Annotated in this window: 15 protein-coding genes, 1 pseudogene and 1 riboswitch; of the genes and pseudogenes, 9 read left to right on the forward strand and 7 right to left on the reverse strand. The window is 53.5% G+C overall.

Features of this window, described 5'->3' with window-relative positions; all coding sequences use genetic code 11:
- On the forward strand, positions 1-579 hold the full coding sequence (locus Absy_RS00070) for a DNA-3-methyladenine glycosylase I (RefSeq protein WP_048852701.1): 579 nt from the start codon (positions 1-3) through the stop codon (positions 577-579).
- Here Absy_RS00070 and Absy_RS00075 read toward each other — a convergent pair.
- From Absy_RS00075 to Absy_RS00090, 4 genes are read right to left on the reverse strand one after another with little or no spacing between them, the layout of a single operon-like run.
- Positions 555-2,162 carry a TolC family protein gene (locus Absy_RS00075; protein ID WP_048852702.1) on the reverse strand — a complete coding sequence of 536 codons (1,608 nt, stop codon included), beginning with the start codon at positions 2,160-2,162 and terminating at the stop codon, positions 555-557. The two genes, Absy_RS00070 and Absy_RS00075, sit on opposite strands and share 25 nt — an antisense overlap.
- Positions 2,159-3,955: an FUSC family protein gene (locus Absy_RS00080; RefSeq protein WP_048852703.1), complete on the reverse strand. Its 1,797-nt coding sequence runs from the start codon at positions 3,953-3,955 to the stop codon at positions 2,159-2,161. Before Absy_RS00080 ends, Absy_RS00075 begins: the two co-directional genes overlap by 4 nt.
- Entirely contained in the window at positions 3,936-4,985 is a 1,050-nt protein-coding gene (gene mdtN, locus Absy_RS00085) for a multidrug transporter subunit MdtN (RefSeq protein ID WP_048852704.1), read from the reverse strand. The genes Absy_RS00080 and mdtN overlap by 20 nt, the downstream gene beginning before the upstream one ends.
- Positions 4,986-4,988: 3 nt before the next feature.
- Entirely contained in the window at positions 4,989-5,261 is a 273-nt protein-coding gene (locus Absy_RS00090) for a YtcA family lipoprotein (RefSeq protein ID WP_048852705.1), read from the reverse strand.
- 133 nt (positions 5,262-5,394) lie between these two features.
- Here Absy_RS00090 and Absy_RS12965 point away from each other — a divergent pair.
- Positions 5,395-5,838, forward strand: a pseudogene (locus tag Absy_RS12965) (HIT family protein); the annotation flags it as partial.
- Positions 5,812-6,207, forward strand: coding sequence for an ArsC family reductase (locus Absy_RS00100; protein WP_048852717.1), 396 nt, complete (start codon positions 5,812-5,814; stop codon positions 6,205-6,207). The pseudogene Absy_RS12965 and the gene Absy_RS00100, both read left to right, overlap by 27 nt.
- Before the next feature lie 51 nt (positions 6,208-6,258).
- Here Absy_RS00100 and bfr read toward each other — a convergent pair whose 3' ends face one another.
- From bfr to Absy_RS00115, 3 genes are all read right to left on the reverse strand, one after another.
- A complete protein-coding gene (gene bfr, locus Absy_RS00105) occupies positions 6,259-6,744 on the reverse strand; it encodes a bacterioferritin (RefSeq protein WP_048852706.1) in 486 nt (161 codons plus the stop codon).
- Positions 6,745-6,913: 169 nt separating this feature from the next.
- Positions 6,914-7,918, reverse strand: a complete 1,005-nt coding sequence (locus Absy_RS00110) for an Lnb N-terminal periplasmic domain-containing protein (RefSeq protein WP_084596740.1) — start codon at positions 7,916-7,918, stop codon at positions 6,914-6,916.
- Entirely contained in the window at positions 7,915-9,876 is a 1,962-nt protein-coding gene (locus Absy_RS00115; protein ID WP_048852707.1) for an esterase/lipase family protein, read from the reverse strand. The genes Absy_RS00110 and Absy_RS00115 overlap by 4 nt, the downstream gene beginning before the upstream one ends.
- Before the next feature lie 127 nt (positions 9,877-10,003).
- Between Absy_RS00115 and Absy_RS00120 the strand changes: the two genes are divergently transcribed.
- From Absy_RS00120 to Absy_RS00145, 6 genes are all read left to right on the forward strand, one after another.
- A complete protein-coding gene (locus tag Absy_RS00120) occupies positions 10,004-10,567 on the forward strand; it encodes a histidine phosphatase family protein (protein ID WP_158319829.1) in 564 nt (187 codons plus the stop codon).
- Positions 10,568-10,621: 54 nt separating this feature from the next.
- Positions 10,622-10,835: riboswitch (cobalamin riboswitch) on the forward strand.
- A 112-nt stretch (positions 10,836-10,947) separates the two neighbouring features.
- The gene (locus tag Absy_RS00125; protein ID WP_048852709.1) at positions 10,948-11,313 is read left to right on the forward strand and encodes a hypothetical protein; all 366 of its coding nucleotides are present in this window, start codon (positions 10,948-10,950) and stop codon (positions 11,311-11,313) included.
- Between the two features lie 135 nt (positions 11,314-11,448).
- A complete protein-coding gene (locus Absy_RS00130; protein ID WP_048852710.1) occupies positions 11,449-12,093 on the forward strand; it encodes a LysE family translocator in 645 nt (214 codons plus the stop codon).
- A 108-nt stretch (positions 12,094-12,201) separates the two neighbouring features.
- A complete protein-coding gene (locus Absy_RS00135) occupies positions 12,202-12,927 on the forward strand; it encodes an IclR family transcriptional regulator (RefSeq protein WP_048852711.1) in 726 nt (241 codons plus the stop codon).
- Positions 12,928-13,021: 94 nt separating this feature from the next.
- Positions 13,022-13,420 (forward strand): GlcG/HbpS family heme-binding protein, encoded by a 399-nt coding sequence (locus tag Absy_RS00140; RefSeq protein WP_048852712.1) that lies wholly within the window; start codon positions 13,022-13,024, stop codon positions 13,418-13,420.
- A gap of 25 nt (positions 13,421-13,445) precedes the next feature.
- The gene (locus Absy_RS00145; RefSeq protein ID WP_048852713.1) at positions 13,446-14,681 is read left to right on the forward strand and encodes an MFS transporter; all 1,236 of its coding nucleotides are present in this window, start codon (positions 13,446-13,448) and stop codon (positions 14,679-14,681) included.
- Positions 14,682-15,051 lie beyond the last annotated feature (370 nt).

Consider the following 15,051-nt stretch of genomic DNA (forward strand, 5'->3'; position numbering starts at 1 on the left):
TTGAAAACTTCGGGCAAACTGCAGCGGTGTAGCTGGGCTGAGGCCAATCCGTTAATCCGCTCGTACCATGACCATGAATGGGGTCAGCCTGTAACCGATAGCCGTGCATTATGGGAAGCATTGGTGCTGGAAACATTTCAGGCAGGATTGTCATGGAATACGGTTTTGCAAAAACGTGAGAATTTCAGGCGCGCTTTTTGTAAGTTTGATCCACGCAAAGTTGCGTTGCTGACGCAGGATGATCAGGAACGGCTTAGGCTTGATGCAGGTATTATTCGTTCCCGTACCAAAATTGCGGCAACCATAACCAATGCGCAGGCATGGGTTGCCATGGAGGATGCGGGCGAGAATTTTGCCAGTTTTGTGTGGGGTATGGTGCGCAATGCCCAGCCACATGAACGCGGTAGTGGGGCGGAGCCACAATCCCTGTTATCGGTGGCGGTTTCAAAAGTGCTCAAGCAGCGGGGTTTTCGTTTTGTTGGCCCTACAATCGTACAGGCATGGATGCAGGCAGTGGGCATGTTGCATGGCCATGCTCCAAGCTGCTTTTGCTATCAGGGGGCGTCCTCTACCCCCTGATCTGGCGCATTCCCAAGTGCACCCGTGGCAAACCCAAGGCTGGCAGCCGCAATAAGAGCTGCATAGTAAGCGTCCGACTGGGCTAGCTGGGCATCCAGCAGCCCACTCTGGGCAAGGGTGGCCGGTGTTATGGAGCCAACACCACTGCGGTATGCCGTAAAGGCTGCATCAAAGCTGGTTCTGGCTGCGGCTTCCAGCTTGGTTGCTGCACGGTATGCGCTCAGGCTTGTGTGGAGGCCATTCTGTGCCGCCACAATCTGCTTTGCAGAGTCATCCAGAGTTTGTTCAAGCGTGACCTGTGTGCTGTCTGCCCGGTTCTGGGCCTGCCGCATAATGGCAGCGCGCATTCCCCCATCAAAAATCGGTACGGAAATTCCACCCAGAATAAGACTGCTGAAGTTGTTGGAAGAGAGGTTGAGGGTAGGCGATGAATCTGAACCAGCACCAGGAACTGATGAGAGTGCGAGATGCCCGGTTGTATAAGCCACATTGCCGGAAACAAAAACTTTTGGCAGAAACTCGGCTTTTGCAGCGGTAACATTGCTGCGTGCAGCTTTTGCCGCGGCATAGGCTGCCAGCACATCCGGACGTTGGGAAACCGCTGTGCGGATCATGTCATCCGTCATGCGGATGTCGTTAATATTAAGTACACGCCCGCCTACATCCTGTGTATGAAGCTGGGTTGCGGGGGCAATGCCCATGGCGGTCATGAGTTCCAGGTAGGTATTTTCAATACCATTCTGGGCCTGTACAAGCCGTAGCTCCGCCTGTGCCGTAAGCTGCTGGGCTTGTGTAACATCCACAATGGTACCTTGGCCCTGCCGCAGGCGCGCTTCCGCTGCGGCCTGAACGTTACGCGCATTGCGGAGTGCCTGTTCCACCCGTCCTGCCCGGGCCACGGCTGCAGCATGTGTGTAAAATGCCAGTGTAACACCATAAATGACTTTCTGGTGGGCGGCGGTAAACAGAACATTGCTGGCGAGCTGTAATTGGGAGGCTGCGTCAATCATGGCTTCGCGTTTGCCAAAATCAAACAGGAGCCATTGCATGTTCAGGGTCTGCACCTCGCCATGTCCATTATTCTGACCTTTGGGGAGGTTGGTGTTGTTAATAATGGAGCCGGGTATGCCTCCGTTCTCAACATTCAAGGTGTTATCGGTATGCCGCGTGCCATATCCACCCACAATGGAGGCTGTAAGGTGTGGCACGTAGGTTGTGCGGGCAATACCCACGGCCAACGCAGCATTGCGGGCAGCATCCCATGCCCTGCGTGTGCTGGGGTTGTGCGATTGGGCAATATCAATCAGTTCTGGCAGTGAATAGGCATGAGAGACATTGATGTCACTCTCCGCCGGACGGGGTGTTATGGCGTGGTTGGCAGGCAGCACATAGCCGGGTGGCAGCCTGAGTCCCTTGCGGCCTGCTTTACCGGGCAGAAGCTCGCCATTGGCGGCAACATTGGGCTGCCAGGGCGCATCCGGGCGGGCGGGGGCGCTCTCCAGGGCCTGTGTGGCGCAACCAGACAAGGCGGCAACCAGGCAAGGCATGGCAAGTAAGGCCCGGATCTGTGCGCGGTTTGTCATGTCAGGGCCTGTTCCATGTCTTGTAACTGTTGTTTTACGGCTTGTTGCTTGGAGGGTAATAGCCCGTCCTCAGCCAGAATGGCAGCCTGCTTGGTTAAGGCGGCATAGGTGGGGAGCAGTGGCATTCGTGTGCGCATATGCGCAGGCTCGGCCTCTGCCATCTCCAACGCCCGCTCCGTCATGGACAGGTCTTCCTGAATGGTGGCAGCCTGCTGGGCCTGCTGGCTGGGACAGGTCAGAAGGGTCTGTTGTTTTAACGCCTGAAGCAGACTACGGCATCGCCCTGCAATCAGGTCATATGCGCTGGAAGGCCAGAAGGTGGTAAAAACAGCGTAAGTTATAAAGTTGCCAAGCAGAATACCAATAATACGGTCTCGGGCAGTCGTCATGTCCGATGTTGGACCAAACCCTTTAAGGTCACTCAAGAAAAAAGCCAGCCCGATTTGGAAGCCCGCATAGGCTATGCGGTCATCACCATTTTTGACCCATGATGCAAAGAGCGAGACAACAAAAATCAACACGAGAAAAGCAGCAATATTGTGCAGGTGTGGCATGATGAAAATAATGGAAGCAATGCCAATACTGCCGCCAATAAGCGCCCCACTAATGCGGAGCCTGAGCTTTGTTGTCATTTCCCCCACAGTAGGGAGTGCCACAATAAAACAGGTGATGATGCAGGTGTGAATACCCGGCCAGTCAAGAATGGTGAAGATAAAATAACTGATCAGAACTGCCGCAGTCCCCTTGACCGCAAAGCGGATATGCTCCGGGTTGCTAAAGGCATCCGGCGCAAAAAATCCTGATTTTTTGGGGGGTGTTTGCGTAAGTGCTGGGGGCGGTTCAACAGGGGTGGTAAAGCTGTGCAATACGGTAGCCAGTTGCGCCAATGCGGGTGTGTTGGCAGGGGTGCTCAGGAGCGGAATATCCTGAGGGTACCCATTGTGGGAAAAAATTTCTGCCATGGCACGGAGCGTTTTGGAAAAATCTCCCGCTCTCCCCTGTGTTTCTCCGTTCCGGAAGGCGGCATGGGCCAGTGCTACTGCTGCAACACTGGAGTAGGTGGCCTGTTCCAGATGTACGAGTGGATCTTTTTGCAGAACTTTTTCCAGCTTTGCCATTTTCAGGAGTTTCAGCATTCCGCTGGCTCCTTCACGCAGTGTCGCGCGGGCATAGTCAAGCTGGTCCGGGTTTGGCTGTTCCAGCAGCGTGGCGCACAAACGCAGGCGGGCTGCAATCTGGCGTATGAGCAAGGTGGCGGGCGCGGGGCAGATGAGTGGCCCGCAGATCATCATGACTGCGCCGGGTACCAGAATAAACAGGTCCGCATAGAGCAGTGCCCGTGTCGCTATTTCTCCAATAGGGGCCTGATCAGCAACAATCAGGGCAAAAACCACAATGAGCCCTAATAGGTAGGAAACAGGTTTAAGTTTGCTGGCAGATCCGAGGAAAAAGAACCCGAAGGATAAAAGGGTTATCGCGACAACCAGACCTACCGGATGGTCCAGTGTCAGGTGGATCAGTAAAAACAGCAGGGCCAAAATCAGAATGATCAGTATATTAACTGCCACACCAGCCAGCAGGTTTGTGGTGCGGTCTTTCTGCCAGATTGCCATTGTGCACAGGGCAGGCACTGCCACATCGGGGATCTGCCAGATTTCACCTATCAGCACCACCATGGAGCAGGCGGCCGCCATGCGCAGGCTGTGTCCGCCACGACCCGGCAGGGGCGCACGTATTAACCACCATATCCGTGCCAGCGGCCCTTCGTCCGTATTACTCGCAGGCGGGGCCATGGCGTATTTCTACTGTAGCCGTGGCTCCAAGCCGTAGCAGTTGCGGGTTGGCCTGTTCCAGCCTGATTCTTACGGGAAAACGCTGCGCAACGTGCACCCAGTCCATTTCCCGCGGGATAATGGGCAGGCTACGGCTTAGCCCTGCGGAATCAACAGAGAAGACCCCCCATCCAATGCTTTCCACATGGCCACGTATGGGTGTGCGGCGGTCGATCATGGAGTAAACCGTAGCGCAATCGCCCGGGTGAATGGCGTGTAGGGTGCCCTCGCGCATGTTGGCGGTTACAAACCAGCTATCGTTGGCAATGAGCGTAAACAGAACCTGCGATGGAATTAGGACTTCACCTGGAATAACCCGCAGGCTGGCTACGTAACCATCGGCCGGGGCTGTAACCGTGGTCTGGCGGAGGGCGTAGCGGGCCTGCGCCAAGGTGGCTTCCGCAACCTGCCGTGCTGCCATGGAACTGTTAAGGTCCCCAACGGCCACTTTTGCTGCACCGGCCTGAAGGTGGCTTTGGTCCAGTGTTATGCCGGAATCGTGGAGGGCGACCTGCGCCTGATCATACTGCTGCCACGGAATATAGGATTTGCTGGCCAGCGGGCGCAGGCGTTCCACAGTGCGGGCGGCAAGTTCGTGATTGGTTTGAGCGCGCACGGCCTGATTTTTGGCAATATCGGCATTGGCGGCCTCCACGGCAATCAGGCGCTGTTGTTGTTCCACGCCTGCTTGCGTAAGGGCTAGGCCCGCCTGCGCTTGCTGTAAGGCCAGAGTGTAAGGTTCAGGGTCTAGCTGGTAGAGGACATCCCCTTTTTTGACGGCCTGATTGACATGTACATTGAGTGTTTTTAACCGCCCGCCAACTGTGGAGGCAATGTGTACAACCTCTGCATCCACTGTGCCTGTATCGGACGATGGGTAGGCTTCGTCTTTACCAAGAACATAAAAGCCAAGGGCTGTGGCTCCGGCAATGCAGGTTACGGCAAGGGCAAGACCAATGGGATTGCGGGAGGAGAGAGGTATTTTTTTCATGTCTTATGGCCCAAATGCCAAAAGCCAGAACAGCAGGGCTGTTATGGTGCCAAGCGAAACATAGGTAAACAGGCGCAGGCTAAGAAGGGCATCAATATCGGTGGCAAGAAAAAGCACGCGCAGCCCCACGGCTACGGCAATGCCGACAATGCCGCATAGCATCCAACTGGGGAAGTAAGCCCCAGCAATAGGAAAGGACGGCGCGCCCACAACCTTGCAGCCTGCCAGAGGTAAAAGCAGAACAGGTATGGCGCGCTGGAGAAGTTGGTAGCGCATGGTAACGCATTAGGACGTGATTGGGCTTTTACTGTCAAGAAAATGCAGTCATTAGTGGTATTTATGTGCCAGTGTTCGATAAGACTTTGGTGTTAATCTTATACTAACTCACGACTATGGGCAGAGAACAGTAATGACGCAAAATGTAATACAGGAGCGGGTGGAGCTTGCGCGCAGGGGGGCATACCCCAAAGTTATTGGACGCATGGCGTCTGGCTGGCTGGTTGTGGCAGATACGCAGCCTGTGGAAGGGTATTGTATTTTACTGTCCGACCCTGTTGTGCCCAGCATTAACGACCTGCACGGCCAGCAACGGCTGGATTATTTGCAGGATGTTGTGCGCGTTGGAGATGCGTTGCTGAAGGTTACAGGGGCTGCTCGCATTAATTATGAAACATGGTGCAATCAGGCACCATCCCTGCACACTCATATTGTGCCGCGTTACGCAACGGAAGCCCAGCCTCAGCGCTTACAACCGCTCTGTGTGGCCTACGATATTGCCAAAAGTCGCGCATTTGATGCGCAGATGGATTTAGCATTCATGCAAAAAATGCGCAAAGCTCTGGATATCCAGCCCGGCACGCAAACAGATGCACCACAGGCTCTGACGTTATACGGAATTAAAAACTGTGATACTGTGCGCAAAGCCCGTAACTGGCTGGAAGAGCATGATGTTGCCTATATCTTCCATGATTACAAATTGGCAGGTGTTACCAGACAAAAACTGGAAGATTGGGTTGCTCAGGTCGGATGGGAAAAACTGCTAAACAAAGCAGGCACCACGTTTAGAAAATTACCTGATGCAGACAGGGCCGATCTGACGGAAAAGAAAGCTGTTGCGCTTATGCTTGCGCATCCCACGCTCATCAAACGCCCGGTTCTGGAAATGCCGCAGGATTTGCTGGTGGGGTTTAAGCCCGATGTTTATGCTCAGGCATTGGGGTAAAAATGCACAACCGTGCCCTGCCCAATAAAGGGCAGGGCACCAAGTCGCGGATTATTCCTGCTCAGGAGCGGAAGCGGAGTTGAGCTGAATGTAACGCTCAACGCCAATCTGCTTGATCAGGTCGAACTGGCGATCAATGAAGTCTTCATGTTCTTCTTCATTGGACAGGATTTTCAGCAGCAGGTCGCGGGACACAAAGTCACGCACGCTTTCGCAGTAGGCAATGCCTTCGCGCAGGTCCTGCATGGCTTTTTCTTCCAGCTTCATGTCGCATTCAAGGATTTCCTTGACGTCCTGACCAATCATGATCGTGTTCAGGCGCTGTACGTTAGGCAGGCCGCCCAGGTACAGAATGCGTTCGATCAGCCAGTCGGCATGACGCATTTCTTCAATGGATTCTTCGTATTCTTTTTTGCCCAGCAGGGTTACGCCCCAGTGGCGCAGGGTGCGGGCGTGCAGGAAATACTGGTTGATCGCAGTCAGCTCGTTGGTGAGCTGGATGTTCAGGTGTTCAATAACCTTGGGATCTTTGACCATGGTGAGTGACTCGCAGTTGGAAATGAAAGACTGGAGCGGACATTAGTATAAAACGGTTTTGTTCGCAAACAAAAAAATGTGCAAAATCAAATGCTTTTGAAGAAATAATTATCACTTGCAACAAGCTTACTTCTAATTGCGAGTGGTATGCATGTATTTAGAGTTGTTTTTATTTATTCGCAAGTGTGATTGGTAGGGATTCCCGTATTTCATTAGAGTAATTCTCATCTGGCGTGGCGTTTTCTGGCCGTATTATGCGGCTGAGACGGTGCAGGGTCGCAAAGTCATAATGCGTGTTGAGCAATTCCAGATCGTAAGCGAGGGAGGCCGTATAGCCACTCAGCAATACCCGCCAGTCCAGACGATAGCGGGTGCGGGCATTGGCCCGTGCCAGAATTTCCGTGGTGCAGTTGTCCAGCAGTGTGTTGTACCACCGTGGCTGCGTGTTGAGCTGGTGGATTTCCGTCAGATAATTTTTAAAAACAGCTTCGCGTGTCTGGGGGGAGAGTTCAAGCTGGTAAAGATAGACCCGTTCTTTGCGAATGTCGGTGCGTACACCAATTAGATCCCGCTCATCCGCGGTCACATAAGTCAGTTCGTAATGATGGAAAAATCCTGCGATGGTGGAATAGGCAAATTTTTTCTGGCGGCGTGTTTCAATGGAAACAGCAAGGTGTCGGCCATCATCAAATCCAAAAGACAGAAAAACATGGGCAATGCTGTCTCCTGACCAGTAAGATGTTATGAGATCTATGGAAGACAGATGGTCCAGATTAAAATCTGCATTGTAATAATGAGGTGTATAATCACTTTCTGTCTTGTATGAGAAATTACGAATGTTGTGCACGTGTATTATCCGGCCCTCCTGCACGGCATCGGCCAGAACGGCATATTCTCCCGCCCAGTCACGGGTGTTGCTTGGTCGGTCTGTGTAAAACCAGATAAAAAAACAAGTGACCATGCCCAAAAGGATTGCACAGCGCTGTCTGGTTTTGCGGATGAGTCCTGTTAGGATAAACAGAAGTGCACATATGGCTGTTGCGCCAAGGCGTAGGGGCTCTGGCTCCAGCGTGGAGTAATACAGGGCTGCACTGGCATAAATTGCAAACAGGCCGGTTAAGGTGGGTAGTATCCATTTTTTCAGGCTGCGGGCAGGCATTTTGTGCTCTGTCATGGTTGGGTATTGGCCCATGCGGCGGGTATTGTGTAATCCCCGCCAATACGCATGATGTTGGTGTGGTTCATATCCCCCTTCATGCGCATGTCGGGCAGGGTGTCGGCTAACTGTTGCAGCAGAATACGCCGGACTTCGGCAATGGTAATGGGGTTGGCCTGAGTGGAATGCCCGGAGTTACGCACAATCAGTTCGCTTTGCACGCGCGGGTCATGTGCGCTGGAGTAGGCCACAACGCCATCATCTGCATTGGCAAGCGGTCCTTCGCTCAATACGGGGATAATGGAGTGGCTCTGTATGGCTGGCGTAACCGGAACAGCTGCCAATGCCCGTATAAATGCACTATGGGGAGACATGCCGTAAACACTGCCAAGGCGGGATGGGCTCATATTGACCTTGAGCAGGCTGGCATTCCCCTGAATAACCTGCTGGGTGACTTCCGTAATGGCGGCAGGGAACGTAACCATCCGCCCTATAAGGTGCGCAATGGAAAAATCAGCCAGATAGCTGCCGTGCTGTGGTGTGGAAATAAATACAACACTTTTGACTTCCGGCATGGGGGTGGGAAAAAGAGCCTGTTCCAAAAGCTGCCGTGTGCTGGAGGAAAGATGCAAACTGGAGAACGGGTGGGATGTCAGGCCATGCCACAGTGCGTTATGCGGATCAATGGCCAGCATTTTGGCCAAAAGCCCCCCCTGACTATGCCCGATCAGGGTAATGCGGCCAAGAGCTGGGTCTGCTTGTGTGCCGCCAAGGTCCTGAATGGTGCGGCTTAGGGCCTCCCTGAGTTGCAGGGCAGAATAGGGAATGGGGTTCCCCGTTGCGTAGGAGAAAAACCAGAATTCAAAATGCGACCGAATATCGGGGTCTTCGAGTAGGTCATTGACCATGTCTGCCCATCGGCCGGGGCTGGAGGCTGTGCCATGTATAAGCACAACCGGCATATGGCCATATTGGTGTGGCTCCATGGCAATAAGCTGTGCGCGTTTGCTAAATAGATTGCCGTTAAGAAACCCCTTGTATTCCACCGACCAGTCAACCGCGTTGCTCAGACTGATCGCGCGGGATGCGGTCTGGTCGTATTGCAGGGGAACAACGCCATCTGTTGTGGGCAGGCTGGTTTGCTGGTCAATGGTCGCCAGTGCCAGCCGGCCTGTAATATGGTTGCTTAAAACCTGCTGCCGGGGGGATGGAATGTCCAGCAGAAGGTTAACGGGAATACGCAGTTTGTCTGTAATGGAAAAAGATATCTGGCTATTAGCTGGTGGGCGCGGCACTGCGGCCAGCGGTTCCCCCAGTCCGGCCCGGCGGTAAATGTTTTTGATCCCCCGTACGGACAGGCGCGCAGTGGGGCGGAAATCGGTGAGTGTATAGCCATACCATTCTTTTTCCGCCGGGGTGGTGGACAGGTCCAGTGTACCAAATGGCAGGGTCCAGCGCTGCGGAGTGACATCCACAGGGTTTCCCATGGCTTCGGTCAGCCCAAACATGTACAGGTCGCACGCCTGGCGAAAATGCACATCATAGGGGCTGGGTTTTGCGTGGTCCGGGCCGTTGGGGTTCAGGTAGGCATATGCATAGAGTGCAGCAGCCATAAAGGCCGCCCGGTCAGACTGCTGGCGACCGACCAGATAGTTCAGTTCAGCCAGCGCAAATAACTGGTCCAAAAAATCGGGTGTGTAAAACTGCGCCTGTGTGCTGGCACGCAGGACTGCAATGGCCTGCGCGGGATTCTTTTTCCATATGGGCAAAAGGTTCTGGCGTTCGAGCACAATGCGTGTGGTATTGCTCAACCTGTAACCGCTCAGGGTGCTTTGACTGCGCTCTTTGTAGCTGTCTGTCAGGCTGAGCTGCTGCACGGTAACCGGTGCCGCACAGCCGGACAAAGCAAGGCAGAGCGCAACCCACGAAAAGCGGCGATGCAGAATGTGGGTCTTGGTGGGGGGCGGGACGGGCATCCGATTCTCGGTATATAAAGAGCGATCAAATAATGTTTGATGGTGTAGGAGGTCTGTTCAGAGCTGGCAAATCTTGTTCAGCCATGATCAGGCATGTCATCAATGTGCTTATGTAGGAAAGGCCAGTGTGTTGAAGCTGCTTTGCTATGCGTCCGATCTACCGTCTGGTGTGCGCCAAGGGCAACTGCCGGGGGCATGTGAGCAGGTTGCGTGTGCTTTGGATGGGCAAAAAGTGGTGGATTTTTTACCCTCCAGTTCCCATTTGCTACATTATTACGCATCCGATGTCGCTTTACCTGCCTCCAATGCACATTGCACGCAGGTAGAGGACGCCCTGCAGGACAGACACTATGGTGTTTGGGCAGGCCGATCCTTGCGGGATATGAGTGCTGCTGAACAGCTTTCCTTTTTATCCGACCCGGCTTTTGCGCCACCAGAGGGAGAGAGTTTTAGTGCCTTCTGCCACAGAACCACACAATGGCTGGAAGCTGTGGGGCAAGTGGCACAACCAGCGGTGGTGCTGGCACGCCCGGCTGTTGTGCGCAGTCTGGTCACGCATGTACTGTACCCGGCAGAGGGCTCAGTTACCATGGCCCATGCCGCACGGGTGGATGTGCAGCCCGGAAGCTATAGTCTGCTGACTTGCCATGCAGGCCAATGGCGTGTGGGAATGCTGAATGCTCCGGCATAAAGGTAAGTTCAGCTGATTTTTTTGCTCGCAGCCGCAGGAACATGCCGCTATAGCCTGCCGGTATTGGTCGAAGGTTCCGTGCAAACGGATGAAAAGGGAACACCGTCAGCTTCTGTTTTGAGGAGCAAGTCGGAGACTGTACCCGCAACTGTAGGCAGTCGCCCGCAACCGTTGCCCGCATAAGGGCAGCCACTGGTAAGTAACCGGGAAGGCAGGATGTGGTGCATAGGCTGCAAGTCAGGAGACCTGCCTTCGTCTTGCACAGTACGTCACCGGGCGGGACTGACCGGGGGCTGAGATGTTTTATGCCACAGTATTTTTTACCGGGTTTACGTTCCTGTGTTCCCCCTTGTTTTGCCTTGCCGGGCGTTCGGTCGGAGATGTTGCATCCATTGGTGCAACACTTGCTGACCCTTGCGCCGGATAGGGCCGCAGTGCTGGTTTATGTGGAAGAAGGGGAGGAACTCGCGGAGGAAAGCGCTTTGCAACAGGCGGGGGAGCAGATGGTGCGGATATTTGCGACCGATCTGCCATCATCTTACCGTGAGAGAGGGCTGGCACTGGAAGCCCTGTTCCGTACGGTTCTGGATCATGCCCAGAGTCTTGCTTTGGAAGCGCATTTTATGCCTGCAGGGGTGGCACGGCTCAAAAACACGTCAACTCATCCCGCAGTTATGGCTTATATTGCAACCCAGCATGTGGTAGGCGCACGCCGCGCGGCCATGGATTTATATAATAGCCGGTAAGGTCATACGTGGCAGTCTTGCCGTAAGCTGGCTTCCCCTGCGCTTTGTTCTCTTTTAACACGCTTTTGTTCCCGTGCCGGTTCGGTGCTGGTGTGCATTATAGAGTGATTGTTTGCATAGAGAGCAGGATACGCCATGCCCCATGCCTTTTTACCCCTTTTGACCTTTGCCGCAGCGTGGGGTGTTCTGGTGCTGACACCAGGGACGGAGACCGCTCTGGTTATCCGCCTTGGTATGAATGTCGGGCATAGGGCGGCCTTGGGAGCGGCTTTGGGCACAGGGACGGGGCTGGCAATATGGGGGGCAGGCACTGCCTTTGGGGTGAGTGCACTGGTTGCTGCATCCCCCACATTATACCTGATCCTGCAATGGGCGGGTGCGTTCTACCTGACGTATCTGGGTATCCGGTTGTTCCTGCCGTCTGCTACAGTTCACGCGCAGGCTGCCGCAGATGCGGAGGCAGGCCAGATCAGCAACATGGGGGCAGGCTACCAGCGTGGATTGCTGACCACATGCCTTAACCCGCTGGTTGGTGTGTTCGATCTCACGGCTTTTGCGCAGTTTATACCGCCCGGCGTTAACCGGGTGTCCTATTCACTGCTGCTGGCCGCGTTACAGGTTATTATGGCCGTGCTGTGGTATGCGGTGCTGGCTTATATGGCGTTTTCTCTTGGGCGTGTTTTATCCAGCCCCAGAGTGATGCGCGCGCTGGATATTCTGACCGGCATAGTCTTTCTCTACTTCGCCTATAAACTCACGCAAAGCGGCCTTCCTGCCTGAATGCCAAAGTAGGTTATGGCTTTTGTTGTTCAGCAGGAGTGAACGAAGCAGATTTGGGCGTATAGGGGCAACGCGGTATTGTGCATTGCAGGCAGCAAGGGGGAACCTATGCGTAAAACGCCCAAGCTTATCCAATCCATAGAGCGGTCTGCTGCCATTCTGGAAATTATTGCCCAGCAGGGCGGAGGGGCGCGTCTGCAACAGATTGCCAGTATTTCTGGTATAGGCAAAACAACAGTGCACAATATTTTACAAACGCTGGACCATTTGGGGTACGTCCAGCGGCGGCCCGGAGATATGCGTTATCATCTTGGTGGGCGTATTCTCAATCTCGCACGTATTGCAGGGGACGATAATATGTTGCGTGCGCATTTGCGCCCTGTGCTGGAGGCTATTGCGCACAAAAGTGGCGCAACGGCATGGCTGGCAGTCCCTAGCGGAGATCAGGCAACATATTTGGATATTGTGGACCCCAACGGGCTTTGTCCAGCATTGCCAAACGTGCCATGGCGCGAAAATCTGGAAGGGTCAGCCGTTGGCTGGGTGTTTTTAGCCTGCGTGCCGGGGCTGGGCAAACGTGTTCTGGCAACCCGTGCCGATGCGTTGGATGGGAGTGTTCTGGGCAGAATTGAGGATGTACGGATCAAAGGATATGCGCTGGACATAGAGGCATACCGGCCCGGCCTGAACGGTGTTGCCATTCCATGGCGGGAGAATGGGGAGGTCAAGGCCAGTCTGTGTTTGACCGGACCTCCTGCCAAATTTCCACGTCATCGGCTCATCCGGCTTGCCTGGATGATGATGCGTTCTACCGAACAGCTAGATGTTCAATAATATTGAATAAATAAATTTTCGCCAGTTTTGTTCATTCCCTTATGCGCCTGCATGGTTAACGTGCGTGTTTTTCCACAAAAGGGATGTTCCCATCATGCAAGATACAATTGTAACTGCCATGCTGGATGCTGCGCATACAAAAGCAAAGAAGCTTGGCGTTAAGGTCTGCATTTCCATTTTGGATGCTGCTGCGTGGCCAGCGGCGTTCCTGCGTATGGAAGGTACCATTCTGGGGGCCATTGATGTTGCTAACAAAAAGGCGCGCACAGCAGCCCTGTTCCACATGGATAGTGCAGATTTTGCAAAAATCGGTCACCCAGATGGTGGTGCCTACACATTGGAAAATACCAATGGTGGTATGGCCAGTTTTGGTGGTGGTCTTGTTCTTAAGGCAGCAGATGGCACAGTGGTGGGGGCAATAGGGGTCTCCGGTGCCAGCACGGAGGAAGATATTGCCATAGCCCAGGTGGCTGCGAATATTCTTTTGGCCTGAAAATTTTTTGGCAGAGATACGCTCCATGACACCACAAACCAGATCATCTACTGGGAATGCGCTCTCCGCGGCACCAGCGGGCAGGGCGTCTGCTCTTTTTATTTTAACATTCGGTGCATTTGTTGTTGGCACAGGTGAGTTTGCCATTATGGGGATGCTGCCAGAATTTGCAGCATCCTTACACCTTTCCACCGCAGAAGCCGGATATGCCATTACAGCCTATGCGCTGGGTGTTGTGGTGGGGGCACCCCTGATTACCATTTTGGGAGCGCGCCTTTCCCGCCGGGAGCTGTTGTTGGTGCTGCTTCTTTTATTCGGTTTTGGCAATCTGCTGAGCATTGTCATGCCAACACCCGGATTGGTGGAAATTGCACGTTTTATAACGGGTTTGCCACACGGGGCCATTTTTGGCGTATCGGCTTTGGTGGCTGCGTCCATGGTGGAACGCTCACGTAGGGGGTGGGCCGTTGGGCGTGTTCTATCAGGCATTGCAATTTCAACTTTGGTTGGCGCACCTTTTTCCACGTTTGCCGCACATCATTTTGGCTGGCGTATAGCCTATCTGCTTATTGGTCTGTTCGGGTTTTTAACTTTTGCTGGTGTATGGCGTTTTATTCCGGCAGACACACCAAACCGTGCCAACTCGCCACTTAAGGAGGTTACGGCTCTGGGCAACGCGCAGGTGCTGCTAACATTGCTAACGGCTGCTATCGGGTTTGGTGGCATGTTTGCAATTTACACGTATCTGACAAGTGTTCTGCAAAATGTAACGCATGTGCCAGAATGGCAGATCATGCTCTATATGATCATATGGGGGCTGGGTATGCTGGCCGGTGCCAATATTGGGGCATGGCTTGTGGACCGTAACATCAATCTGGCCGCTCTGTTTGCATTAGGGGGAAGTGCACTTGCCATGCTTGTCTTTCCGGCTCTTTTGCACACCCATATTGGGTTAATGCTAGACGTGTTCCTCATCCCGGCGTGTGTGAATGCCTTGGGTCCTGCCTTGCAGACAAGATTGATGGATTTTGCGGGAGACGCACAAACACTGGCGGCGTCCCTTAACCATTCGGCATTCAATATTGCCAATGCTCTGGGGGCATCATTGGGGAGTGTGCTGCTGGCTCAGCAGTTCGGCTACGGAGCGCTTGGCTTTGGTGGTGCCTTGCTTTCTGCCGGTGGATTACTGGTTTATCTTCTGGCTCTTCTTATTCTCAAAAAAAGTGGGATTATAGAAGAGCGTTTACCAATAGACGGCTAAAATAACATTCACATAGGGGAAGAAAAAAGCGAAGCTGATCTTCCCCACTATGAACTGTTTATCCAGTAGGAGTTGGTCTCTGCTGGAAGAGGCTTATGGCGGGCATGAAGCCGGGAATGCTGATTTTTATTGGGTAGGCCATAAAGCTGCGTGCAACATTGCCCCGTTACCTGCGAAGGATGCAGTGTTAACTGGGATTGTGCAGTCTGAACCTGTGAAGATGACGTTGAGCAAAACCGACAATAACTTTTAAAGTCTCAGTAAAGACTAAAAAAGAAAAGATATGTCAATTTATGCTAAAACAACAACCTTGAAAAGGTCAATGGTATCCCGTACGGGATTCGAACCCGTGTTGCCGCCGTGAAAGGGC

The sequence above is a fragment of the Acetobacter syzygii genome, assembly GCF_000964225.1.
GTDB classification, from domain to species: domain Bacteria; phylum Pseudomonadota; class Alphaproteobacteria; order Acetobacterales; family Acetobacteraceae; genus Acetobacter; species Acetobacter syzygii.